Genomic DNA, 21,457 nt, shown 5'->3' with positions numbered 1-21,457 from the left:
GGAAACGCCGGGGGACGTCGTCATGACCAGGATCGGCCAGGCGGTCATGCTGCTTCACGCGGGGGACAGGGAAGAGGCCCGCAACCGCTTCGGGATCATCTGGTCGGAGATCGGTGAGCGCGGCGAGGCACTGCACCGCTGCACCCTCGCCCACTACATGGCCGACACCCAGGACGATCCCGGGGACGAGCTCGCCTGGGACCTCCGGGCGTTGACGGCGGCGGAAGGCCTGTCCGGGGCAGCGGTCGAAGGCCTGTCCGCGGCAGCGGTCACGGCCCCGGACGACGAGTACCGGGACGCGGCCGCCGTACGGGCGCTCGTTCCCTCGCTGCATCTCAGTCTGGCGGCGGACTATCTGAAGCTGCAGCGCTTCGAGGCCGCCCGGATCCACCTGGACCGGGCGTGGGACGCCGTCGGGGTGCTGGAGGACGACGGATACGGCGGAGGGGTCCGTGCCGCTCTCGGGCGCATGGAGCAGCGCCTGCGGGGGAGTGCGCCCGGGGAATGACGCGGCCGGCTGCGCGCCGCCCGCGTCCGTTCCGTGGACCGGCGGTACGTCCTCACCGGCCGGCACCTCGCGGAACCCTCCGCGTTCGTTCTCGGCGAGTGCCGCACGGGGCCGGGCAGGGTGAATTCCGACAGGGAACGGACACCTCCCGCAGCTGCGCGTCGGTGAGCCCGCGCACTTCAGGGCGAGGGCCGTGCGGTGGCAGCCGAGCCGCCTTCGAGTGTCCTCCGCTCGGGCGCGCCGGCAGGGGGCGCGGAACGTTCGTCCGGCGTCATGCCGGCCGTCCTCGCGCAGCCATGGCCAGCCGTGCCCTCGCTCAACCGGCCCCGGGGCCGAGCATCCCCTGCAGCAACTCGGTGCAGCCCGTGCGCAGTTCGTCCTCGGTCGGCACGGCCCGGTGGTAGGACCCCACTGCGCACGCGAACATCATTCCCTCGGCCCAGGCCACCACCGAGAGGGCGTGACGCTGCGGGTCGGCCGATCCCGCGGCGGTCATCAGGGCCACCAGGGGGTCGCGGAACCTCCCGCCCGCGTCGTCGTAGAACGCCCGGAGACCGGGGCGGCGGGTGGCTTCCAGGGCCAGTTCGTAGCGGCAGACCAGGAGTTCGGTGCTGCCGGTCAGATACCGGTGCAGCGCGTGGGCCAGCCCTGCGGCGATCCGGGCCGGATCACTGCTCGTGAGCAGATCCCCGGGAGCGAGTACCCGCGCCTCCAGCTCCGCGAGGCGGCGCACGGCGGCTTCCAGCAGAGCCTGCCGGGTGCGGGCGTGGTTGGACGTCGAGCCCTGGGGGAGCCCGGCCCGCTCGTCCACCGCCCGGTGGGTGAGGCCTCTCGTCCCGCGCTCGGCGAGAAGGGCGAGTGCGGCGTCGGCGATCAGGTCGGCGCGGGAGGACCCGGCCGGCCGGGGGGTGCCGGGAGCGGTCGTACGGGCCGGCGTGGAGCGTGCGGTCATGGAGCCAGCCTACCGCTTGCCACTACAGCTGTAGTAGCGTGTGCACTGCCCACTACAGCTGTAGTTCCGAGGGGGAGACCAGTCATGACGACGTCCCGAGCGGTGGTCATCGGCAGCGGAATCGGCGGCCTCACCACAGCAGCAGCGCTGCACCGCAGCGGCTGGCAGGTCACCGTGCTCGAACGTGCCGCCTCGCTGGAGCCCGTCGGCGCGGGCATCAGCCTCGCCCCCAACTCCCAGCGGGCCCTCGATGTCATCGGACTCGGCGACGAGGTCAGGTCCCTCGCGGCCTGGCAGGGCGACGGCGGCATGCGTACGCCGTCAGGGCGCTGGCTCGCCCGCACGGACAGCGCCGCCGCCGCCGACCGGTTCGGCGGGCCGCTCGTCCTGCTGCGCCGCTCCGTCCTCATCGGCCTTCTCCGCGCACGACTCCCCGCGGACGCCGTGCACACCGGCACACCGGCGCGGCTCGTCGATCCGGGCAGCGCGGGCGGCGGCCCGGCCCTCGTCAGGACGGCCTCCGGGGACATCGAGGCCGATCTGGTGATCGGCGCCGACGGCATCGGCTCGGCCGTACGCACCACGCTGTTCCCACGCCACCCGGGCCCCTCGTACAGCGGATTCACCACCTGGCGCCTCCTCGCCCCCGGGGCCGGCCACAGCTTCAGCTCGCACGAGACCTGGGGCAGGGGTTCGCTGTGGGGCAGCCACCCGCTGAAGGACGGCGGGATCTACGCCTACGCAGCGGCAGCCGTCCCGGCCGGGACCCGGGCCGCCGACGACGAGAAGGCGGAGCTGATGCGCGGATTCGGCGACTGGCACGACCCGATCCCCGCGATCATCGCCGCCGTCGAGCCGGACCAGGTCCTGCGCCACGACGTCTGGCACCTGGCCGATCCGCTGCCGTCCTTCCACCGGGGGCGCACCGTGCTCGTCGGTGACTCCGCGCACGCGATGGTGCCCTTCCTGGGCCAGGGCGGGAACCAGGCCATCGAGGACGCCGTCGTGCTCGCGCACCACGTCGCACCGGACGAAGACCTGGGAGCGGGCCTGGCCGCCTACAGTGCGGCGAGGCTCCCCCGGACGACCGCCATGGTCCGCAAGGCGGCACAGGTCTCCCGGATGACGGGGCTGTCCGGCGCACCGGCCGTCGCCCTGCGGAACGCGCTGATGTCCGCGGTCTCCCGTCTCGGCCCGGGTCTCGTCCTGCGGACGTTCGACGGCATCTGCGACTGGGAACCGCCACAGCGCACGTATGCTGCCCGGACCAGGGGAGGACGGACGTCACGACCGTGACGAGGCCCTGGTCGAGGCGACAGGGAGAGCGACGTGAAGGTCGGCTGCATCGGGCTCGGCGACATCGCACAGAAGGCGTATCTGCCGGTGCTGGCAACCCTGCCCGGCGTCGAACTGCATCTGCAGACCCGCACCCCCGCCACGCTGAAGGCCGTCGCCGGGGCCCACCGGATCCCCGTGACGCAGTGCCATGAGGATCTCGGCTCCCTCCTGGCCCAAGGGCTGGACGCCGCCTTCGTGCACGCACCGACCGCCGTGCACGCCGAGATCGTCGGGCAGCTGATCGAGGCGGGCGTCCCCACCTACGTCGACAAGCCCCTCTCCTACGAACTCGCCGAGTCCGAGCGGCTGGTGTCCCTCGCCGAGGACCGCGGCGTCACTCTCGCGGTCGGCTTCAACCGACGGCTCGCCCCGTCGTACGCGCAGTGCGCCGAACACCCTCGTGAGCTGATCCTCATGCAGAAGAACCGGGTGGGCCTGCCCGAGGACCCACGCACCATGGTGCTGGACGACTTCATCCATGTCGTCGACACCCTGCGCTTCCTGGTTCCCGGCCCCGTGTCGAGCGTCGTGGTGCGGGCGCGGATCGCCGGCGGACTCATGCACCACGTGGTGCTCCAGCTGTCCGGTGACGGATTCACCGCCATCGGGATGATGAACAGGCTCAACGGGTCGACCGAGGAGATCCTCGAGGTCTCGGGTCAGGACACCAAGCGGCAGGTCCTCAACCTCGCGGACGTCCTCGACCACAAGGGACAGCCGACCCTGCGGCGGCGCGGCGACTGGGTGCCCGTCGCCCGTCAGCGCGGCATCGAGCAGAGTGCGCTGGCCTTCCTGGACGCGGTCCGGGCCGGGGAGGTGCTCAGCGCGGAGGACGCCCTGGAGACGCACCGGCTGTGCGAGCGGGTGATCCAGGACGCGTCGGAGCAGGCGTCCTGAGGGAGCGCAGCCAGGCAGCACCGAGCCAGCCGGCCAGTACCGCTGACGCGCCGTACACCGGCCAGGCGCCCAGCCGCACGTAGAGAGTGGTGCCACGCGCGAGCGGAACGTCGTACACGGCAGCGCCGCTCGTGTCCGTACCGAGCGGTGCTCCCACCCGTCCGCCCCAGGGGCCGTACACCGTGCTCACGCCCGTGAGCGTGGCGTGCGCCGTGGGGCGGCCCGTCTCGGCCGCCCGCAGCGCCGCCAGCGAGGCGTGCTGCGCGGGGGCCCAGCTGTGCTGGAACGTCGAGGTGGACGACTGGGCGACCAGCAGTTCGGCTCCCTCCCTCGTCAGCTGCCGGCTCATGTCGGGGAAGGCCGACTCGAAACACACCAGAGGACCCACCCGCAGCCCGTCCGGCAGGTCCATCACCACGGGGCCGCCGCCGCGCAGCCGGTCCTCTCCCGCCGCCCTGCCCACCGAGGTCGCCCAGCCGAGCAACGCACGGGCCGGGACGTACTCACCGAACGGCACCAGGCGCATCTTGTCGTAACGGTCTCCCGTGAGGCCTTCCGGGCCCACCAGCACAGCGGACTTGAAGATCCCGGCGCGGTCAGGGCCGTCCGTGCGCCGGGCGTCCATGTTGACCAGCACATCCGCTCCGACCAGACGCGACAGACGGGCGAGGCGTCCCGCCGCCTCCCGGTCGCGGGACAGATCGACGCCCACACTGCTCTCGCCCCACACGACCAGCTCCACGTCCTGGCCCGCCAGACCACGGGTCAGTTCCTCGCTGCGCGCGAACCGGCGCTCGACACTGCCGGGGCCGTCCACGACCCCCGGCTGCACCACGGCGATGCGGACCGAACCGGTCTGCTCGGGCCGCGGCGCCCACAGGGCTGTCGCACCCACACCCACGGCCCCCGCGACCAGACACGCGCCCGCCGCCCTGCGGCCCGTCGGTACGGCGAGCAGAACCGTCACCGCGGTGTTCACGGCTACCACGCCCAGACCGACCAGCCATACGCCACCGACGGAAGCGGTACGCAGCGCGAGCGGGACGTCCCACTGGCTGGCCCCCAGCAGCCCCCAGGGGCCGCCGAGCCCCTCCCAGGAGCGGACCAGCTCGATCATCAGCCACCCGGAGGGCGCCACCGCGACAGCGGCCACGGAGCGCCGGACGGACGGCGAGCCGCCGAGCAGCCGGTTCACGAGCAGGCCCCAGGGAGCCCACAGCAGACCGAGCAGGGCGGCCAGGACCACGATGAACACATGAAGGCTCGGCATCAGCCAGTGGTGCACGGCGAGTATGAAGCCCGTACCGCCGAGCCAGCCGTCGACCGCCGCACGCCGCCCTGTGGGTGCCGAGCGGATCAGCAGCAGCCAGGGCACCAGCGCGACGTGGGCGAACCACGAGAGCGAGGGCGCGGGGAACGCCAGGGCGGGCAGAGCGCCCGCGCACAGCGCCGCAGCGCCGCGACCGGTGCGGGAACCCAGCAGCCGCTCGTACAGCCGTGCGCCGCCTTCGCCCGCGCGCCCGGCCGGAAGCCGCCCGCCACGCCTCGGCATGCCTCTCCCTCTCGCCGGTCCTGCCCTTGATCCCAGTGTGGTGCAGAACACCGGCCGCGCACAGGGGGACGTGCCGCGGCCACCGGGGCGCACGCGGCCGAGGCCACCGGGTCCCTCGGGCCGAGGAGCCACGCGCCGGGGCATCGGCCGGCGCGGAGCGCCACGGGCTGCGCACGGCCCGTGACCCGGGCGAGGGCCCGGGGTCAGACGGGGACGACGGCCACCGGACCGAGGGCATGGGTCACCGTCGTCTGCGCCACGGGGGAGAGGCCGAGGCCGAGGGACTCGCCGCCCTTGCGCCGCCCGACCACGGTCAGCGCGGCGGTGGCCGAGGCCGTCACCAGCGTGCGCGACGCAGAGCCGCGGACAGGTTCGCGTACGACGTCCACGTGCGGGTACTTCCCGTTTCGCTCCGCCGTGAGTTCGGCCAGGGAACGGTCCGCCGCGTCCGCCGCCGCCCCGGTGTCGAACACCGGTCCGCCGGAGAGCACCGACGAGAACATCGTCCACCCGTGTACGAGCCGCAGTCGCGCGCCCGGTCTGGAGGCGGCGACCTCGTAGGCGAAATCGAGGACCGCTCCGCTGCTCTCGTCGGCGGCGACCCCGGCGACGATGTCCGTGAAGGCATCAGCCGGCTCCGCCTCGTTCTCACCGGTCCGCCGGGTGTGGACGACCACGACCGGACACCGCGCCATCGACGCGGTGGCCAGACTGTTGGACCCGATCATCAGCGAGCGGAATCCGCCGAGACCGCGGGATCCGACGACCACCATCGAGGCGTCACGGCTGAGCGAGACCAGCGCCGCCGAAGGGAAGTCCAGCGGGGCCAGAGTCGAGGCCCGCAGCCCGGGGGCGAGCCGGGAGGTGCGCAGCACGGCCTGCGCGAGCAGTTCCTCGGCCTCCCGGAGGCCCTGCCCCTCCTCCGTACGCCGGGTGAGGGGCCGCACGTGCACGATCAGCAGCGGCAGACCGCCGCGCACGGCTTCGGCGGCTGCCCAGTCGAGCGCCTCCCAGCTGTGCGCGGAACCGTCCACCGCGGCGATCACGGGAAGGTCGTCGGCGGTCATACAGGCCTCCAGGGGGCGGAGAACTCCCGGGCCGGGAGGGAACGGCCCCGGTCGTGATTATGACCTGATCGTGCGCCGCAGGCCCGGCGGCCTCACCGGCGTACCCGGCCGGCTGCGCGGCGGACGTCACCACGCCTGACCGTCCGGCGGGACGCCCGGGTGCGGCTCCTCCGTACCGTCGCGCTGTCGGCGTCCCCCGAGGGGAGCCGCCCATGACCGTGCCGGCCGCGTCGCCGGCTGCGGTCCGGACCTCGACATCGGCAGGGAGCCCGGCGGACGGTGCACCGTGTGGTCCTGGCTCCAGGAGGACGCCGCCGCCGCGTACGCCGAACAGCTCGCCGCCGACAAGCGTGGCGTACGCGACGTGCAGGGGATTCAGTTCCTCGGCACGGCTGCGCTGAAAGCCGGGAGGTACGCGGACTCGTGGCCCTCGGCCGTGGGGTGGACGTTGCTGCTGCTGATCCATGCGTCGCTCGTGCAGATCTCGTGCCCGGCGAAGGCCGGCCGGCCGTCCGCGAAGGCGAACCCGGCCGCCTCCGCGCGGCCCGCGATCGTCTCGTTGAGCAGATCGGAACCCTGGTTGACGGCCGTGCGCTTGGCCGAGCTCAGTCCGCCGGGGCAGAGGCCGCCCTCCTTGTAGAGGTGCGGGTATCCGATGACGACGACCTCGGCGTGGGGCGCCCGCTCACGGACGGTCGCGTACAGGCTGTCCAGCTCGCCCGGCAGTTCGTTCACGACGTACTCCCCGGCCGTGTCCAGCGCCCGCTCGCACGCCGACCGGGTGGAGTACTGACAGCTGAGCATGGTGGACGCGAACCCGGAGTCGTTGCCCCCGATGCTCAGACTGACCAGGGTGGTGTCCTTGTCCAGCTCGCCCACCTGATCACTCAGCACATCGGGGATCTTCGCGCCGCCGCAGGCGGCGAAAGTGAACGAAGCCGGGTCGTTGGCGTCGGCCCAGAGAGCGGGATAGGCGTTACGGCTCCGCGTGCACGCCAGGTCGGAGTAGCTGCCGGCGCCGGTGCCGGAGGCGTACGAGTCACCGAGGGCCACGTAGTTCACCTCGGCGGCCTCCGGGCCGGCCGCCGCCGTGGACACGGGGACCGGGACGAGCGCGAGGGCCAGGATCGCGACTCCGGCCGTACGGGAGAGGGGCATGGGGTTCTCCGTGGTGTGGGGAGCGAAGACGGCGGCGCACGGCCGGCGCATGACGCCTGCTGCCGTGGCCACGCCCAACTTCCCGCGCCCGGGCCCCCACGTCATCGGTGAAATGACCGACGGCCGGCCGGCCCCCGGGCCGCCCGCACGGCTCCCGCCCGCGGCCGGCACCGACGGCTGCGGGCGGGGGCGGTTCGTGACGCGCTGCCCTTCTCAGCCGGCGGACTCGCCCGCGTGCGGGCTCAGTACGCCGGCTGAGATCAGGACGAACAGCACGATGCCCAGAATGATGCGGTAGATGACGAACGGCATGAAGCTCTTCGTGGTGATGAACTTCATGAACCATGCGATGACCGCGTAGCCGACCACGAACGCGATGACCGTCGCGAAGATCGTCGGCCCCCAGGAGACATGCCCCTCGCCCGCGTCCTTCAGCTCGTACGCCCCCGAGGCCAGTACTGCCGGGATCGCCAGCAGGAAGGAGTAGCGGGCCGCCGCCTCACGGCTGTAGCCCATGAGCAGACCGCCGCTGATCGTCGCACCCGAGCGGGAGACGCCCGGGATCAGGGCCATCGCCTGGCAGAAGCCGAAGATCAGACCGTCCCTGACACCCAGTTCCTTCAGTGACTTGCGTTCCTTGATCGCCCGGTGCTTGCCGCCGGTCTCGTCGCGGGCCGCGAGCCGGTCCGCGATACCGAGGACGACGCCCAGCACGATCAGGGTCGTCGCGATCAGACGCAGATCACGGAACGGGCCCTCGATCTGATCCTTGAGCGTGATGCCGAGTACGCCGATGGGAATCGAGCCGATGATGACCAGCCAGCCCATCTGGGCGTCGTGATCGCCGCGCATCGAGGAATCGGTCAGCGACCGGAACCAGGCCGAGACGATCCGCGCGATGTCCTTGCGGAAGTAGATGAGAACCGCGGTCTCCGTGCCGATCTGTGTGATCGCGGTGAACGCCGCTCCCGGGTCGTGCCAGCCCGCGAACGCCGCGGTCAGCCGCAGATGCGCGCTGGAGGAGATCGGCAGGAACTCGGTCAGTCCCTGAACGAGGCCCAGGACGAATGATTCGAACCAGCTCATGGGGCTTAGGCCATCCCGGAGGTACTCATGCAACGGCCGACGGACGCGAAGGCCGTCGGCGGTGTGCGGTTGCGGTCAGAAAAGGGGGACGGGACGCCATGGCCCCGGACATCCTCTGTCGGTTGCGCGCAGCGTATCGCCTGTGGGTGAACAGTCTTCCGCCTGCCCCTGGCTACGCCGTACCGTCCGCCTCCTGGGACGCCGCGCCGGCCGTCGCGCTCAGCCGGTGCCGCCGGCGCCAGGCCACCAGAGCCGCCCCCGCGCCGGACAGCACGATGAAGCCCATCGCCGCCAGGAACACCGGCGAGGTCGGTGAGGAGGCCGTACTGCCCGCGATGACGTACGCGGCCGTGTTCGGGATCGAGCCGAGCCCCGTGGCCAGCAGGAACGGGGGATAGCCCATGCGGGAGGTCGCCGCACAGTAGTTGGCCGCGGCGAACGGCACTCCGGGGAAGAGCCGCAGCGCCAGCATGGACCGGAACCCGTGCCGGCTCAGCAGTCCGTCCGCGGCCTTCAGGTACTTGCCGCGCAACAGCGTCCGGAGCGCGTCCTGCCCGAGCACCCTGCCGAGCAGGAAGGAGACACCCGCACCGAGGACGGTGCCTGCCAGCGCTGCCGCGAGACCGGCCTGGGCGCCGAACAGCGCACCGGCGGCCAGATTGAGCAGCGGGCGCGGCACGAAAGCCACGGTGCACACGCCGTACGCGAGCCCGAACAGCATCGCGGCGGCGGAGCCGGTGAGCTGTGGTGGCCAGCCGGAGGCCAGCAGGCGCTGTGGTTCGAACAGCACCATCGTGCCGGCAGCGGCCAGCAGGACCGCCACGAGCAGGGAGAATCGGGACCAGGGGGAGAGCAGCGCCCTCGTACAGCGCACTGCTAGGCCGGTGGAGGGCCGTGTTGCGGGGGCGGGGTCGAACATCTGGGGAGCGTAACCGAAACAAGTGTGTGATCGTCGTAATGCGCGGGTGACAGGTGACGAGTCACTCGTCACGTACCCCGGTCCCTTCGGGCGGCCCACCCGGCGGTCCGGCCCGGTGCGGAACAGGGCGTAGCCGCCGTACCGTTCAGCAGCCGGCTGCCGCAGTCAGGCCCTACGGGGACCCCGCCGCGCGGCACTCAGTTCGGTCCGCCCGCGAAAACCGTTCGACGCCGCCGCACCGCTCCGCCATGATCAGGGGCATGTTCCGGTACGCCTTCCTCGCAGCGCGGTCCGCAGTCGCGGACGCGCCGAAGGCTGCCGTGAGCCTCGCGGCCGCATGCACGGCAGCAGTTGACGCAGCGTTCGCCGCTGCCGCAGCGCCCTTCGGCGGCGCCCGAAGCTGACCCTCCCCCGACAGTCCGGCGGACCCCGTGAGGGGAGGGTCGGCGGGGCCCCGGGGTCTTCTCTCTTCAGCTTCGAATTCCGAGGAACGAGCCATGCCCAAGACGGCATACGTGCGCACCAAGCCGCACCTCAACATCGGCACCATGGGTCACGTCGACCACGGCAAGACCACCCTGACCGCCGCCATCACCAAGGTGCTCAGCGACCGCGGCACCGGCACCTTCGTACCGTTCGACCGGATCGACCGGGCCCCCGAGGAGGCGCAGCGCGGCATCACCATCAACATCGCGCACGTCGAGTACGAGACCGACACCCGGCACTACGCGCACGTCGACATGCCCGGCCACGCCGACTACATCAAGAACATGGTCACCGGAGCGGCGCAGCTCGACGGGGCGATCCTCGTCGTGTCCGCGCTCGACGGCATCATGCCGCAGACCGCGGAGCACGTCCTGCTGGCCCGTCAGGTCGGCGTCGATCACATCGTCGTCGCCCTCAACAAGGCGGACGCGGGCGACCCCGAACTCACCGACCTGGTCGAGCTGGAGGTCCGCGAGCTGCTCTCCGCGCACGGTTACGGCGGGGACACCGTGCCCGTCGTACGGGTGTCGGGGCTCGGCGCACTGCAGGGCGACCCACGCTGGACCGCGGCTGTCGAGGGGCTGCTGGACGCCGTCGACACGTACGTACCGATGCCGGTGCGCTACACCGACGCGCCGTTCCTCCTGTCCGTGGAGAACGTGCTCACCATCACGGGCCGCGGCACCGTGGTCACCGGCGCCGTGGAACGCGGCACGGTGCGCGTCGGAGACCGGGTGTCGGTGCTCGGCGCGGAGGTCGAGACCGTCGTCACCGGCCTGGAGACCTTCGGGAAGCCGATGGAGTCCGCGGAGGCCGGCGACAACGTCGCGCTGCTGCTGCGCGGGGTCGAGCGCGACCGGGCCCGCCGCGGCCATGTCGTGGCGGCGCCCGGGAGCGTTGTTCCGAGCCGGCGCTTCACCGCGCAGGTGTACGTCCTGCCGGCTCGGGAAGGAGGCCGGAGCACGCCGGTGACCACGGGGTACCGGCCGCAGTTCTACATCCGCACGGCGGACGTCGTCGGGGACGTCGACCTCGGCGACGCGGCGGTCGCGCGGCCCGGTGACACGGTCACCATGACCGTCGAGCTCGGCCGTGACGTCCCGCTGGAGCCCGGCCTCGGCTTCGCGATCCGCGAGGGCGGCCGCACGGTCGGCGCCGGTACGGTCACCGGCCTGCTCTGACGGCACATGCGCGGCCCGTTCTCCCCACCCCGGGGAGGCGGGCCGCGCCTTCTGCGGCAGACTGGGGCCCATGGCAGACACAGCTCTCGTACTGGGTGCCGGAGGCGTCACCGGCACCGCCTGGGAAACCGGCGTCCTGCACGGACTCGCCAAGGCGGGTGTCGACCTCTCCACCGCCGATCTGATCGTCGGAAGCTCGGCGGGAGCCATCGTCGGGGCGCAGCTCGCATTCGGACCTGCCGGTGTCGACGCCCTCTACGAGCGGCAGCTCGCCGCCCCGGAGGACGAGAAGGCGGCGGCCGGCCGGCTCGGCCCCGTCACCGTCCTGCGTTACGCGAGAGCGGTGCTTTCCTCCCGTACGCCCGAGGAGTACGGCCGGAAACTGGGTGCCCTGGCCCGGAACAGCCGTCCCGCCGCGACGGCGGACGAGCGGCGGGAGAGGATCGCGAGTCTGCTTCCGTCGCCCGAATGGCCCGCGCGGCACCTGCTGGTCACCGCCGTGGACGCGTCGACGGGCGCGCTGCACACCTTCGACAGGACGGGCCCGGTCACGCTCGCCGACGCCGTCACCGCGAGCTGCGCGGTCCCCGCGGTCTGGCCCGTGGTCAGCGCCGGAGGCGGGGACTGGATCGACGGGGGCGTGCACTCCCCGGCCAACGCACAGCTCGCTTCCGGCTACGAACGCGTCGTCGTGATCGCGCCCACCGCCAGTGGCAGCAAGGTGATCGCCTCGCCCCGCGCGCAGGCCGCCGAACTGGAGGCAGCGGGTGCCCGTGCCGAGGTCATCACCCCGGACGCCGGCACCCGGAAGGCCATCGGGCGCAACAGCCTGGACCCCGCGCGCCGGGCCGCGGCCGCCAGGGCCGGTCTCGCCCAGTCCGCGGCCCACACCGAAGCGGTCGCCGCGGTGTGGAACGGCTGAGCGGCGGGGAGAGCGCCCGGCACCCGCCACAATGGGGGAGTGAACGAGCCGATACCCGTGATCCGCGACACCGACCGCGGCACCGCCGGACTGCTGCCCGACGTCGACCGCGACCGGGCCTGGCTGCTCACGGTCGACGGCGCCCCGCAGTCGTACGTCGATCTCGATGATCCCGAGCACCTCGAATTCGAGTACGTACGACGGCTCGGCCACGTCGTGGACCTGGCCGGTGCCCCGGGGAAGCCGCTGGACGTAGTGCATCTCGGCGGCGGCGCGCTCACTCTGCCGCGTTATGTCGCGGCGACCCGGGCCGGCTCCCGGCAGGACGTGGCCGAGGCGGACCGGGGCCTCGTGGAACTGGTCGGCGAGCACCTGCCGCTGCCCGAAGGAGCCGGTGTCACCGTGCACGCCGCCGACGCCCGGTGCTGGCTCGAAGAGGCACCCGGGAGTTCCGCCGATCTTCTGGTCGCCGACGTCTTCGGCGGTACGCGGGTGCCGGCGCACCTCACCTCCGTCGAGTACGCGCGGGCCGCCGGACGTGTCCTGCGGACGGACGGCATCTACGCGGCCAACCTGGCCGACAGCGCGCCCTTCACCTTCCTGCGGTCGCAACTGGCCAACTTCGCCGAGGTGTTCGACGAGCTCGCCCTCATCGCCGAGCCGGCCGTCCTGCGCGGCCGGCGCTTCGGCAACGCCGTGCTGCTCGCCTCGCGCACGCCCCTCGCCATCGCACCGCTCACCAGGCTCTGCGCCGCCGACGCGTTCCCCGCGCGGGTCGAGCACGGAGCGGCGCTCGCCCGGCTCGTCGGCGACGCGGAGCCGGTGCGGGACGACGAGGCCGTGGCCTCACCGGAGCCCCCCGACGGAGCCTTCAGCATCGGCTGATTCCCGGGACGGCTCCGGAACGCTGATCTTCTCCACCACGCTGCGCCGCGTCAGATTCCGCACATCCGGGACGAACAGCACCCCCGCCGTCACCAGCACGATCAGAGCGGCACAGCCCCACAGGGCCTCGCTGCGGCCCACGAGCGTCTCCACCGGGCCGGCCGCCGCAGTGGCCAGCGGCACCATCGCGACCGAGCCGAACCAGTCGTACGCCGCGACCCGGGAGAGCTTCTCCTCCGGTATCTCCTGGTGGAGAGCCGTCATCCAGGAGACCCCGAACACCTCGATGGCGACCCCGGTCACGAACATCACCCCGCAGAGGGCGGCCACCGGCAGCGGGACCGCGAGCGCCGCGGACGGCAGGGCCAGCGGAAACACGCAGAGCGTCCCGGCCAGCAGCAGCCGCCGCGGTTTCCACCGCATCATCAGCAGCGCCCCGCCCAGGGTGCCGACGCCGAACGCCGCGAGCGCGAAGCCCCAAGGGCGGGCGCCACCGAGCTCGTCCTGCGCCACCAGCGGTCCGTACACCGCCTCGGCGGCCCCGACGACGGCCACGACCACGGAGAACTGCAGCACGACGGCCCAGAGCCAAGGACGCCCGGCGACTTCCTGCCAGCCCTCCCGGAGATCGGCGAGCAGCCCGCCGCCGGGGGCGCGCGCGGGGATGTGGCTCACGTTCAGGAAGGCCCGGAGCGCACCGGCCACGGCGAACGCCGCCGCGTCGACCGCCAGCACCCAGCCCGGGTCCATGGCCGCGATCATGGCACCACCGAGTGCGGCGCCGCCGATGGCGGCACCGTGCATGGACATCCGGAAGAAGGCGAAGGCGCGGGCCGCCTGTTCGGCACTGACGCTGGACAGCAACATGCCCTCGGCGGCCGGACCGAAGAAGGCCTGCCCCGTACCGCACAGTGCCGTCAGCAGCATCATCTGCCACAGCTGGGCGTCGCCGGTCAGGACCAGCCAGGCGAACGCGGCCTGCGAGACGCAGTTGAGCGTGTTCGCGGCCACCATCACCCGGTGGCGCGGCAGCCGGTCCGCGACCGCGCCGCCGATCAGCAGGAAGAGGACCAGCGGCGCCGTGCGCGCGGCGGCGACCAGACCGACGTCACCGCTGTCGCCGCCCGACTCCAGAACGGCGAACGCCGCTGCGATCAGCGCGCCGTTGGTACCCAGGCTCGTGATGATCGCGGCGGCGGTCAGCAGACCGAAATTGCGGCCCGCCGGCAGGGAGCGGGGAGCGGATGAGGGGGAAGGGGCGGCGGAAGTCACCAAGGGACTATCCCCGCCCCACCCCCCTCCCGCCAAATGGAGGTCCCCGGCCGTGTGCGCCGAAGGCTCAGGAGGCTGTCCCCGCACCCTCCGCCAGGCGCACCGTGCTGAGGATCTTCTGGATGGTGGCGTCCGGGAGTTCGTCGTCGACACCGGCGTTGGCGTAGAGGATCCAGGACGAGTACTCGCCCTTGGCGTTCTTGAAGGTGAACGCGATCGACTTGCCGTCCGTGTCGCACTTGTTCTTGTTGGCCAGCCCGGCGGCGGTGGCCGTGACGACGCTGCCGGAGAGGCCCGACTTCGTCGTGTACGGCTTGGCCTTGGCGATCTTGACCTTCTCCTTCGGGTCCTCCTGCGCGTAGGCGGCCCAGACCCAGTTGGCCGCCTCGTTCGTGGCTGCCTCGTCCGTGCTCTTGGCGCCCTGGGCACCCTTGGTGCCGACACCGGCCAGGCTGGTGTCCTCCTCGGTGCCGTCCTTGTCGGTGTCGTCGACGCACCACTTGCTCTTGTAGTGCGCGGGCGCGGAGAAACCGACCGCCGGCGGGCCCGTGGGGTCCTTCACGTCCTCGAAGCCCGAGATCACACCGGTGCCCGCCACCTCCCAGTCGCCGGGCACGTCGAACTGCGTGCCCCACTTGGGGTTGGTCACGACCTTCCAGCCCGGAACCGTGGGCGCGGCGTCCTCACCGCCGCGCGGGTTCGCCGCGGGGGAGGACGCGGCGTCGGACGCCTTCGTGGACGGTGACGAGGACGCCTTGCCGCCGGCCACGTCCGAGCCGCCCTTGCCGTCGTCCTTGTCCATGACGACGACACCGGTGACGACCGCCGTGATGACGACCGCGGTGGCCGCGAGGACGGCGACGAGCGTCGTCTTCCTCCTGTCGTCCGGCTGCGGGCCGCCGGGCCCGCCCGGGACGGCGTACTGCGGCACGGTGGGCTGCTGGTACGGGTTGGGCTGCGGGTATCCCGGCTGCTGCCCTGGCTGACCCTGCTGGTGATATCCCGGCTGCTGGTAGGGATTGGGCTGTTGGTACCCCGGCTGCTGGTACGGGTTCTGATTCCGGTCCTGCGGGTTCTGCTCGCCCCCGGGCGGCTGCTGTCCTGGCCACATGGCCAGTAACCATAGAGGGGTCTGGAGCCCTCTGCTACAAACGCCCCTGTGAGGGAATGGCCAAAGAGTTCTACTCGTTAGTAACATCGTTGCCATGAGCACTGAAGAAACGACGGTCGGCGACATCCTGTCCGCGAGCGTCCCGATGGTCCGGACCCTCGGCATCACCTACCTGGAGACGACCGCGGAGCGCGCTGTGCTCTCGCTACCCGACCGGGCCGAATATCACAACCACCTCGGCGGGCCCCATGCCGGGGCGATGTTCACGCTCGCGGAGTCGGCGAGCGGCGCGATCGTCGTCGCCGCGTTCGGGGACCAGATGGCCCGGGCCGTCCCGCTGCCCGTCACCACGGAGATGGCCTTCAAGAAGGTGGCCATGGGCGACCTCACCGCGACCGCGGTGCTGTGCCGTCCGGCAGCCGAGGTCGTCGCCGAGCTGGACGGGGGGAAACGTCCGGAGTTCCCCGTGAAGGTCGAGATCCGCCGCGCCGACGGCGCCGTCACCAGCGAGATGAGTGTCGTCTGGACGCTGCGTCCGAACCGCTGACTCCTGCCCGGCCCCGCGCGCTCCGGTCGTGGGCCGGCGGCGGCCGATCCGGCCGTCCGGCCCGGTAGGCTGCCCGCCGTGCACCCGTGGTGCACGGCTGCAGATTCCTTACGGGAAGGACCCGCGTTGCACGTCCAGGAGTGGCTCGAGACCGTCCCCGCGGTCAGCATTTACCTCCTGGTGGGGGTCGTCATCGGACTCGAAAGTCTGGGCATCCCGCTGCCCGGAGAGATCATTCTCGTGAGTTCGGCGCTCCTCGCCTCCCAGCACGGCGACATCGACCCCGTGGTGCTGGGCGCCTGTGCGTCGGCCGGGGCGGTCATCGGTGACTCGATCGGTTACGCCATCGGCCGCAGGGGAGGGCGCCCGCTGCTCGCCTGGTGCGGCGGGAAGTTCCCCAAGCACTTCGGGGAACCGCAGATCGCCATGGCGGAGCGGTCGTTCGAGAAGTGGGGTGTGTGGGCGGTCTTCTTCGGCCGCTTCGTCGCGCTCCTCCGCATCTTCGCGGGGCCGCTGGCCGGTGTCCTGCGCATGCCGTACTGGAAGTTCCTGATCGCCAACGTGCTCGGCGGAATCGTCTGGGCGGGCGGTACCACCGCCGTCATCTACTCGGTGGGAGTCGTCGCCGAGGCATGGCTCAAGCGCTTCTCGTGGCTGGGGCTGCTGGCGGCCGTGCTGATCGGCGTGGTCTCGATGCTCGTGCTGAAGAACCGCGCCAGGAAGGCCGCGGAGCAGGACGGCCCCCCGGCGCCGTCGTCCGGGCGGGACGCGGTCCCCGCGACCGACTGATCCGGCGCGTCCCGGGTCCGCCTCGCCCGGGCCGCTCCGGCCCCGCGGCTGTCAGCTCTCCCGGTGCGCCTCACGGTGGGCCTTCGCCAGCTCCACGTAGCCGGCCGCGTTGAAGGCGATGCCCTCACGCTCCTCGGCGGTCAGCTCCCGCCTGACCTTGGCGGGCACGCCGGCGACGAGGGACCCCGGCGGCACCCGCATCCCCTGCGGCACGAGGGCCTGCGCCGCGATCAGTGAACCCGCTCCGACATGTGCGCCGTTGAGCACCGTGGCGCCCATGCCCACCAGCACGTCGTCCTCGATGATGCAGCCGTGCAGCACGGCGTTGTGGCCGACCGAGACCCTGGCGCCCACCGTCAGCGGGAAGCCGGGATCGGTGTGCACACTGCAGTTGTCCTGGATGTTGCTGTCCGGTCCGAGGGAGATGGGACCCCCGTCCCCTCGCAGCACGGCGTGGTACCAGACGCTGGAGCCTGCGGCCAACGACACCTCGCCGACGACGACGGAGGTCGGCGCGAGGAAGGCGCCTGGGTCGATGTCCGGCTCCTTGCCGCCGATACCGGTGACCAACGCCTGTTCCGTCATCGCCTGCTCCTCCGGTGGGTGTGGTGCGCCTCGGCGCCCCTGCTCGGCACGAACCGTAGTGGACGGCCCCGGTGACCTGGGCAGGTGGGGTGAACATCACAGTTCGTCGCGCGGATCCGCTCCGGCCGGGCCGACTACCGTGGGCGGGTGCCGAAGAAGCGGAAGCTGTTCTCCTCCCTGGCCCTGCGGCGGCGTGCTGTCACGTCCCGCGCCGTCCACCGCGTCTGGGCCTGGGTGCAGGAGACCGGAGCGGTCACCGCGCAGCACCCCGGGCGGCTCCGGTTCGGCCGTATCGGTACGGGCACCCGGCTCGCCTTTCCGCAGGGAACGGTCTTCGGGGAGCCATGGATCGAGCTGGGCGACCACTGCATCATCGGTGAACAGGTGACCCTCACGGCCGGTCTGATGCCCGATCTGGATCTGGGGTCCGGGACCGTCCTCACCCTGGGCGACGGTGTCGTACTGGGCCGGGGCAGCCATGTCATCGCCGACACCACGGTGTCGATCGGCTCGGACACCTACTGCGGTCCGTACGTCTACATCACCTCCACCAACCACAGCTACGACGATCCCCATGAACCGGTCGGCAAGCAGTGGCCGCGCATGGAGCCGGTCGTGATCGGGCCCGGGTGCTGGATCGGCACCGGAGCGGTGATCCTTCCGGGGGCCAGGCTCGGCCGCAACGTGGTGGTCGCGGCGGGCGCCGTCGTACGCGGGGAGGTCCCGGACCACGCGGTGGTGGCGGGGGCGCCGGCCCGGGTGGTGCGGAGCTGGGACCCGGAGAGGGGCTGGTACCCGCCGCTGCGTACCCCCGCGCCGGTGCCGATCCCCGAGGGCGTCACGCCCGAGCAGTTGGCCGCTGTGGCGACATTGCTGGAGGAACCGGCCGACGAGGCCTGAATCCGCCTCGCAGTACAGTGTGGTGACCGTCCGGGCGCATCGCACCGTGGTGCACTATTTTGACTCCATCATCCAGAATATTGGACGGAATGTGTCTGACCTCGATCAGCTCACCCAGTCGCTCGCCCGTAACCTCAAGCGCTGGCGAGGCGAACGTGGCTTCACCCTTGACGCCCTCGCGGCCCGGGCAGGAGTCAGCCGCGGCATGATCATCCAGATCGAGCAGGCGCGTACGAACCCGAGCGTCGGCACCACCGTCAAGCTCGCCGACGCGCTGGGGGTCAGCATCACCACGCTGCTCGACCACGAGCAGGGCCCCCGGGTGCGACTGGTGCCCGAGGACCAGGCGGTGCGGATGTGGTCGACGGAGGCGGGCAGTTCGACCACGCTGCTGGTGGGCGCGGAGGCCAGGGGCCCGATCGAGCTCTGGTCCTTGCAGCTGATGCCCGGGGACAGCAGCGACTCCGACCCGCACCCCGAAGGAACGGTGGAGCTCCTCCACGTCACAGCGGGCGAACTGACCCTGGTCGTGGACGGTGAGGCCCACATGGTGCCCGCCGGTACCTCCGCGACGTTCGAGGCCCACGTGCCGCACGCCTATCGCAACGACGGCTCCGAGCCCGCCGGACTGACCATGGCGGTATCGATCCCGCCGGTGCGCCGGCAAGGCAAGTGAGCTGTTCACGGGGGCTGTTGGCGTAAGCGGTACGCGCGCACCCCTGGACGCCTTCGACGCGGACCGCTCAGGGGCGGCCGGTCCGGCGCTCAGCGAGCCATCCCGTGGCGAAATCCACGGCCGTGCGGAGAGGGAACAGATGGCTCCGGGCCGCCCCCACCCGGCCGGTACCGACCGGTCCGGAGCGTGCGAAGTCCTCCCCGAGAGCGGCGAAGTCGCTGTCGTCCAGAGCGACGTCTTCGTACTCCCACCAGCGGCGCCCGCCCTGTGACGTCACCACGCACCGGTAGAGCCGGCGCGGTGGAGCGGGCCGGCGGTATTCCGCGAGGTGGAAGGCGGTGCAGCGGTCGAAGCCCGTGCCCAGCAGCAGGACCTGCGCATCAGCCTCGTACAGCCGGGCCAGAGGGGACCCCTCACCCAGGTGGCAGTCCTGGCGGTGGCCGGCGAGCAGCGCTGCCGCCGCCGGGCCGAGTGCGGCGAACGAGGTCTGCGGGTGGGTACTGCGCAGCGCCCCCGGAGCCAGCCGCACCGTCTCGGCGAGCGCGCCCATCGTGGGTGCGGGCGACGTGGCGGGATCGAACGCCGGCATCGCCGCGCGCACCACGGCGCGGGCCTCGTCACTCAGGCCGCGCACCCGGTCCAGGTAGGAGCGCGAGGTGTCGGAGTTCTCCGGAGTGAAGGCCGGGGTCACCAGCGTCCCCGCCGGACCCAGAGCCCGGAGCAGCGCGCCGGCCATGCTCACGGCGTCGCCACCGGCGGAGCGCATCGAGGCGTGCACCAGCAGGACGCCCCCTGGCCGCACGCCGAGCTCGTACAGCTGGGCGGCGACGCGTTCACCGCCGAGGAGGAGAGGCTGTGTCACGACAGCCATCATCCTCCGCCGGGGCGTCCCGCGACACCACGCCCGGCGTGCGGCGGTCCACCGCGGCCGGTGACCGGCCCCACGGGGCGGGGATCAGCGGCGGGGGTCCAGGCGGGGGATCTCGATCGCGGGGCAGCGGTCCATCACCATCGCGAGGCCTGCCTCGCGTGTGCGCTCGTACGCCTCCTCGTCGATCACGCCGAGCTGGAACCAGACCGCCTTCGCTCCGGCCTCCACCGCCTCGTCGGCGACACCGCCCGCCAGGTCACTGTTGACGAAGACGTCCACCACATCCACGGGGAAGGGGATGTCCGCCAGTGAGGCGTACCCCTGTTCGCCGTGGACCGGCTCCGCCTTGGGGTGGACGGGCACCACCCTCTTGCCGAAGCGTCTGAGGACCTCCGCCACCCCGTAGGCCGCGCGGGAGCGGTTGCCGGACAGACCGACCACCGCCCAGGTGTCACCCGTGTCCTGGAGGATCCTGCGAACCGTCTCATCGTCTGCGTACATGCCCGGTCAACGGACGGTCCCTCGGGACCATTCCCCACGGGAGGGTGAAAACGCCGGCGGACCGGCGCATAGGGTGGACCGATGCAGGAGCAGTACCGGACAGTCGCCCGCGCGGGCGTGCACGAGACCGAGGTCAGCCGATCGCGTTTCCTCTGCGCGCTCGCCCCGGCCGCCACCGAGCAGGAGGCGCAGGATTTCGTCGCGCGCATCCGCAAGGAGCACCCCACCGCCAATCACCACTGCTTCGCCTACGTCATCGGCGCCGACGCCTCCGTGCAGAAGGCCGGTGACGACGGGGAGCCCGGCGGGACCGCGGGGCTCCCCATGCTGCAGATGCTCATGCGCAGGGAGGTGCGCTACGCCGTCGCCGTCGTCACCCGTTATTTCGGCGGCGTCAAGCTCGGCGCGGGCGGACTGATCCGAGCGTACGGAGGAGCGGTCGGTGAGGCGCTCGACGCGCTGGGCACGACCGTCCGCCGCCGGTTCCGCCTCGCCACCCTCACCGTGGACCACCAGCGGGCGGGCAAGCTGGAGAACGATCTGCGCGCCACCGGTGTGGCCGTCCGCGGCGTCACCTACGCGGAGGCCGTGACCATCGCCGTCGGGCTGCCGGCCGCGGGCGTCGACGGGTTCAGGGCGTGGCTGGCCGACGCCACCGCGGGCTCCGCGACGCTCGAACTGGGCGGCGAGGCGTACGGGGATGTATGAGCCGGACGAAGGACCCGGGGCCGCCCGGCACCGGTGTGGGCGGGCCGGCCGTGGACGAGGGCGCGCGGGGTGCGGGGCCGGCCGGGTCCCCGCGCGGGGGAAGCGGAACAAGCACGTCGGAGTCGTCGGAGTGATGTCATGAGGATCCTGCACACCTCGGACTGGCACCTGGGGCGGTCGTTCCACCGCGTTTCGATGCTCGACGCCCAGTCCGCCTACCTCGACCACCTCGTCAAAACGGTGCGGGAACACGCGGTGGACGTGGTGGTCGTGGCGGGCGATGTCTACGACCGGGCCGTGCCACCGCTCCCGGCGGTCCAGCTGTTCGACGACGCGCTGCACCGGCTCGCCGCCGCCGGAGTGCCGGCCGTCATGATCTCCGGCAACCACGACTCAGCCCGCAGGCTCGGCGTCGGTGCCGGGCTGATCGCACGGGCCGGGATCCATCTGCGTACCGACCCCGGAGACTGCTCCACTCCGGTCGTACTGCACGACGCGCAGGGTGACGTGGCGTTCTACGGGCAGCCCTATCTGGAGCCGGCCCTC

The 21,457-nt window shown here is 72.1% G+C and carries 23 protein-coding genes; 12 read left to right on the top strand and 11 right to left on the bottom strand.

Annotated elements, in window-relative coordinates:
* The first annotated feature begins 22 nt into the window (after positions 1–22).
* Positions 23–508 (top strand): hypothetical protein, encoded by a 486-nt coding sequence (locus VN520_RS38910; protein WP_414720085.1) that lies wholly within the window; start codon positions 23–25, stop codon positions 506–508.
* 316 nt (positions 509–824) lie between these two features.
* Here the strand turns inward: VN520_RS38910 and VN520_RS38905 are convergent, their stop codons facing one another.
* Positions 825–1,460 carry a TetR/AcrR family transcriptional regulator gene (locus VN520_RS38905; protein ID WP_325751680.1) on the bottom strand — a complete coding sequence of 212 codons (636 nt, stop codon included), beginning with the start codon at positions 1,458–1,460 and terminating at the stop codon, positions 825–827.
* A gap of 84 nt (positions 1,461–1,544) precedes the next feature.
* Here VN520_RS38905 and VN520_RS38900 point away from each other — a divergent pair, with 84 nt between their 5' ends.
* Together VN520_RS38900 and VN520_RS38895 are read left to right on the top strand one after the other, a co-directional pair.
* A complete protein-coding gene (locus VN520_RS38900; RefSeq protein ID WP_325751679.1) occupies positions 1,545–2,756 on the top strand; it encodes an FAD-dependent monooxygenase in 1,212 nt (403 codons plus the stop codon).
* Between the two features lie 33 nt (positions 2,757–2,789).
* The gene (locus tag VN520_RS38895) at positions 2,790–3,695 is read left to right on the top strand and encodes a Gfo/Idh/MocA family oxidoreductase (RefSeq protein WP_325751678.1); all 906 of its coding nucleotides are present in this window, start codon (positions 2,790–2,792) and stop codon (positions 3,693–3,695) included.
* Here the strand turns inward: VN520_RS38895 and lnt are convergent.
* The 5 genes from lnt to VN520_RS38870 form a co-directional block, all read right to left on the bottom strand.
* Complete coding sequence (gene lnt / locus VN520_RS38890; RefSeq protein ID WP_325751677.1) at positions 3,619–5,247, bottom strand: apolipoprotein N-acyltransferase; 1,629 nt, start codon at positions 5,245–5,247, stop codon at positions 3,619–3,621. The genes VN520_RS38895 and lnt overlap by 77 nt on opposite strands.
* Positions 5,248–5,450: 203 nt before the next feature.
* Positions 5,451–6,314, bottom strand: coding sequence for a universal stress protein (locus VN520_RS38885; RefSeq protein ID WP_325751676.1), 864 nt, complete (start codon positions 6,312–6,314; stop codon positions 5,451–5,453).
* A gap of 375 nt (positions 6,315–6,689) precedes the next feature.
* Entirely contained in the window at positions 6,690–7,544 is an 855-nt protein-coding gene (locus tag VN520_RS38880; RefSeq protein WP_325751675.1) for an SGNH/GDSL hydrolase family protein, read from the bottom strand.
* A 141-nt stretch (positions 7,545–7,685) separates the two neighbouring features.
* The gene (locus VN520_RS38875; protein WP_325751674.1) at positions 7,686–8,558 is read right to left on the bottom strand and encodes an undecaprenyl-diphosphate phosphatase; all 873 of its coding nucleotides are present in this window, start codon (positions 8,556–8,558) and stop codon (positions 7,686–7,688) included.
* A gap of 172 nt (positions 8,559–8,730) precedes the next feature.
* A complete protein-coding gene (locus VN520_RS38870) occupies positions 8,731–9,477 on the bottom strand; it encodes a TVP38/TMEM64 family protein (protein WP_325751673.1) in 747 nt (248 codons plus the stop codon).
* A 497-nt stretch (positions 9,478–9,974) separates the two neighbouring features.
* Between VN520_RS38870 and tuf the strand changes: the two genes are divergently transcribed.
* From tuf to VN520_RS38855, 3 genes are all read left to right on the top strand, one after another.
* A complete protein-coding gene (gene tuf, locus VN520_RS38865; protein ID WP_325751672.1) occupies positions 9,975–11,144 on the top strand; it encodes an elongation factor Tu in 1,170 nt (389 codons plus the stop codon).
* Positions 11,145–11,214: 70 nt separating this feature from the next.
* Positions 11,215–12,066 (top strand): patatin-like phospholipase family protein, encoded by an 852-nt coding sequence (locus tag VN520_RS38860; RefSeq protein WP_325751671.1) that lies wholly within the window; start codon positions 11,215–11,217, stop codon positions 12,064–12,066.
* 39 nt (positions 12,067–12,105) lie between these two features.
* A complete protein-coding gene (locus VN520_RS38855) occupies positions 12,106–12,951 on the top strand; it encodes a fused MFS/spermidine synthase (RefSeq protein ID WP_325751670.1) in 846 nt (281 codons plus the stop codon).
* On the opposite strand, the gene VN520_RS38850 is transcribed toward VN520_RS38855, so the two are convergent.
* Both VN520_RS38850 and VN520_RS38845 read right to left on the bottom strand, forming a co-directional pair.
* Complete coding sequence (locus VN520_RS38850) at positions 12,913–14,223, bottom strand: MFS transporter (protein ID WP_325751669.1); 1,311 nt, start codon at positions 14,221–14,223, stop codon at positions 12,913–12,915. The genes VN520_RS38855 and VN520_RS38850 overlap by 39 nt on opposite strands.
* A 67-nt stretch (positions 14,224–14,290) precedes the next feature.
* Positions 14,291–15,334: a hypothetical protein gene (locus VN520_RS38845; RefSeq protein ID WP_325751668.1), complete on the bottom strand. Its 1,044-nt coding sequence runs from the start codon at positions 15,332–15,334 to the stop codon at positions 14,291–14,293.
* A 94-nt stretch (positions 15,335–15,428) separates the two neighbouring features.
* On the opposite strand from VN520_RS38845, the gene VN520_RS38840 reads away from it, so the two are divergent.
* Both VN520_RS38840 and VN520_RS38835 read left to right on the top strand, forming a co-directional pair.
* Positions 15,429–15,881, top strand: coding sequence for a DUF4442 domain-containing protein (locus tag VN520_RS38840; protein ID WP_325751667.1), 453 nt, complete (start codon positions 15,429–15,431; stop codon positions 15,879–15,881).
* A 126-nt stretch (positions 15,882–16,007) separates the two neighbouring features.
* Entirely contained in the window at positions 16,008–16,670 is a 663-nt protein-coding gene (locus VN520_RS38835) for a DedA family protein (protein WP_325751666.1), read from the top strand.
* Between the two features lie 51 nt (positions 16,671–16,721).
* On the opposite strand, the gene VN520_RS38830 is transcribed toward VN520_RS38835, so the two are convergent.
* On the bottom strand, positions 16,722–17,255 hold the full coding sequence (locus VN520_RS38830) for a gamma carbonic anhydrase family protein (protein WP_325751665.1): 534 nt from the start codon (positions 17,253–17,255) through the stop codon (positions 16,722–16,724).
* A 147-nt stretch (positions 17,256–17,402) separates the two neighbouring features.
* Between VN520_RS38830 and VN520_RS38825 the strand changes: the two genes are divergently transcribed.
* Both VN520_RS38825 and VN520_RS38820 read left to right on the top strand, forming a co-directional pair.
* Complete coding sequence (locus VN520_RS38825; protein ID WP_325751664.1) at positions 17,403–18,155, top strand: acyltransferase; 753 nt, start codon at positions 17,403–17,405, stop codon at positions 18,153–18,155.
* Positions 18,156–18,246: 91 nt separating this feature from the next.
* Positions 18,247–18,831 carry an XRE family transcriptional regulator gene (locus tag VN520_RS38820; protein ID WP_325751663.1) on the top strand — a complete coding sequence of 195 codons (585 nt, stop codon included), beginning with the start codon at positions 18,247–18,249 and terminating at the stop codon, positions 18,829–18,831.
* A gap of 67 nt (positions 18,832–18,898) precedes the next feature.
* Here VN520_RS38820 and VN520_RS38815 read toward each other — a convergent pair whose 3' ends face one another.
* Positions 18,899–19,702, bottom strand: coding sequence for an AAC(3) family N-acetyltransferase (locus VN520_RS38815; RefSeq protein ID WP_325751662.1), 804 nt, complete (start codon positions 19,700–19,702; stop codon positions 18,899–18,901).
* A gap of 84 nt (positions 19,703–19,786) precedes the next feature.
* Complete coding sequence (locus VN520_RS38810) at positions 19,787–20,203, bottom strand: CoA-binding protein (RefSeq protein WP_325751661.1); 417 nt, start codon at positions 20,201–20,203, stop codon at positions 19,787–19,789.
* Between the two features lie 81 nt (positions 20,204–20,284).
* Between VN520_RS38810 and VN520_RS38805 the strand changes: the two genes are divergently transcribed.
* Positions 20,285–20,911 (top strand): YigZ family protein, encoded by a 627-nt coding sequence (locus VN520_RS38805; protein WP_325751660.1) that lies wholly within the window; start codon positions 20,285–20,287, stop codon positions 20,909–20,911.
* A 138-nt stretch (positions 20,912–21,049) separates the two neighbouring features.
* On the top strand, positions 21,050–21,457 hold a 408-nt coding region (locus tag VN520_RS38800), incomplete at its 3' end, for an exonuclease subunit SbcD (protein ID WP_325751659.1).

Origin of the sequence: Streptomyces sp. (assembly GCF_035563135.1) — a bacterium.
Taxonomy (GTDB): domain Bacteria; phylum Actinomycetota; class Actinomycetes; order Streptomycetales; family Streptomycetaceae; genus Streptomyces.
Note: the sequence above shows the minus strand (reverse complement) of the source record. Positions and strands in the feature narration are given on the sequence as shown.

What these genes read in the sequence shown, in the direction of transcription:
- VN520_RS38910 (WP_414720085.1), top strand. Translation starts at nt 23, where the DNA reads ATGACCAGGATCGGCCAGGCGGTCATGCTGCTTCACGCGGGGGACAGG.
- VN520_RS38905 (WP_325751680.1), bottom strand. Translation starts at nt 1,460, where the DNA reads ATGACCGCACGCTCCACGCCGGCCCGTACGACCGCTCCCGGCACCCCC.
- VN520_RS38900 (WP_325751679.1), top strand. Translation starts at nt 1,545, where the DNA reads ATGACGACGTCCCGAGCGGTGGTCATCGGCAGCGGAATCGGCGGCCTC.
- lnt (WP_325751677.1), bottom strand. Translation starts at nt 5,247, where the DNA reads ATGCCGAGGCGTGGCGGGCGGCTTCCGGCCGGGCGCGCGGGCGAAGGC.
- VN520_RS38885 (WP_325751676.1), bottom strand. Translation starts at nt 6,314, where the DNA reads ATGACCGCCGACGACCTTCCCGTGATCGCCGCGGTGGACGGTTCCGCG.
- VN520_RS38875 (WP_325751674.1), bottom strand. Translation starts at nt 8,558, where the DNA reads ATGAGCTGGTTCGAATCATTCGTCCTGGGCCTCGTTCAGGGACTGACC.
- VN520_RS38870 (WP_325751673.1), bottom strand. Translation starts at nt 9,477, where the DNA reads ATGTTCGACCCCGCCCCCGCAACACGGCCCTCCACCGGCCTAGCAGTG.
- tuf (WP_325751672.1), top strand. Translation starts at nt 9,975, where the DNA reads ATGCCCAAGACGGCATACGTGCGCACCAAGCCGCACCTCAACATCGGC.
- VN520_RS38860 (WP_325751671.1), top strand. Translation starts at nt 11,215, where the DNA reads ATGGCAGACACAGCTCTCGTACTGGGTGCCGGAGGCGTCACCGGCACC.
- VN520_RS38845 (WP_325751668.1), bottom strand. Translation starts at nt 15,334, where the DNA reads ATGTGGCCAGGACAGCAGCCGCCCGGGGGCGAGCAGAACCCGCAGGAC.
- VN520_RS38840 (WP_325751667.1), top strand. Translation starts at nt 15,429, where the DNA reads ATGAGCACTGAAGAAACGACGGTCGGCGACATCCTGTCCGCGAGCGTC.
- VN520_RS38830 (WP_325751665.1), bottom strand. Translation starts at nt 17,255, where the DNA reads ATGACGGAACAGGCGTTGGTCACCGGTATCGGCGGCAAGGAGCCGGAC.
- VN520_RS38815 (WP_325751662.1), bottom strand. Translation starts at nt 19,702, where the DNA reads ATGGCTGTCGTGACACAGCCTCTCCTCCTCGGCGGTGAACGCGTCGCC.
- VN520_RS38810 (WP_325751661.1), bottom strand. Translation starts at nt 20,203, where the DNA reads ATGTACGCAGACGATGAGACGGTTCGCAGGATCCTCCAGGACACGGGT.
- VN520_RS38805 (WP_325751660.1), top strand. Translation starts at nt 20,285, where the DNA reads ATGCAGGAGCAGTACCGGACAGTCGCCCGCGCGGGCGTGCACGAGACC.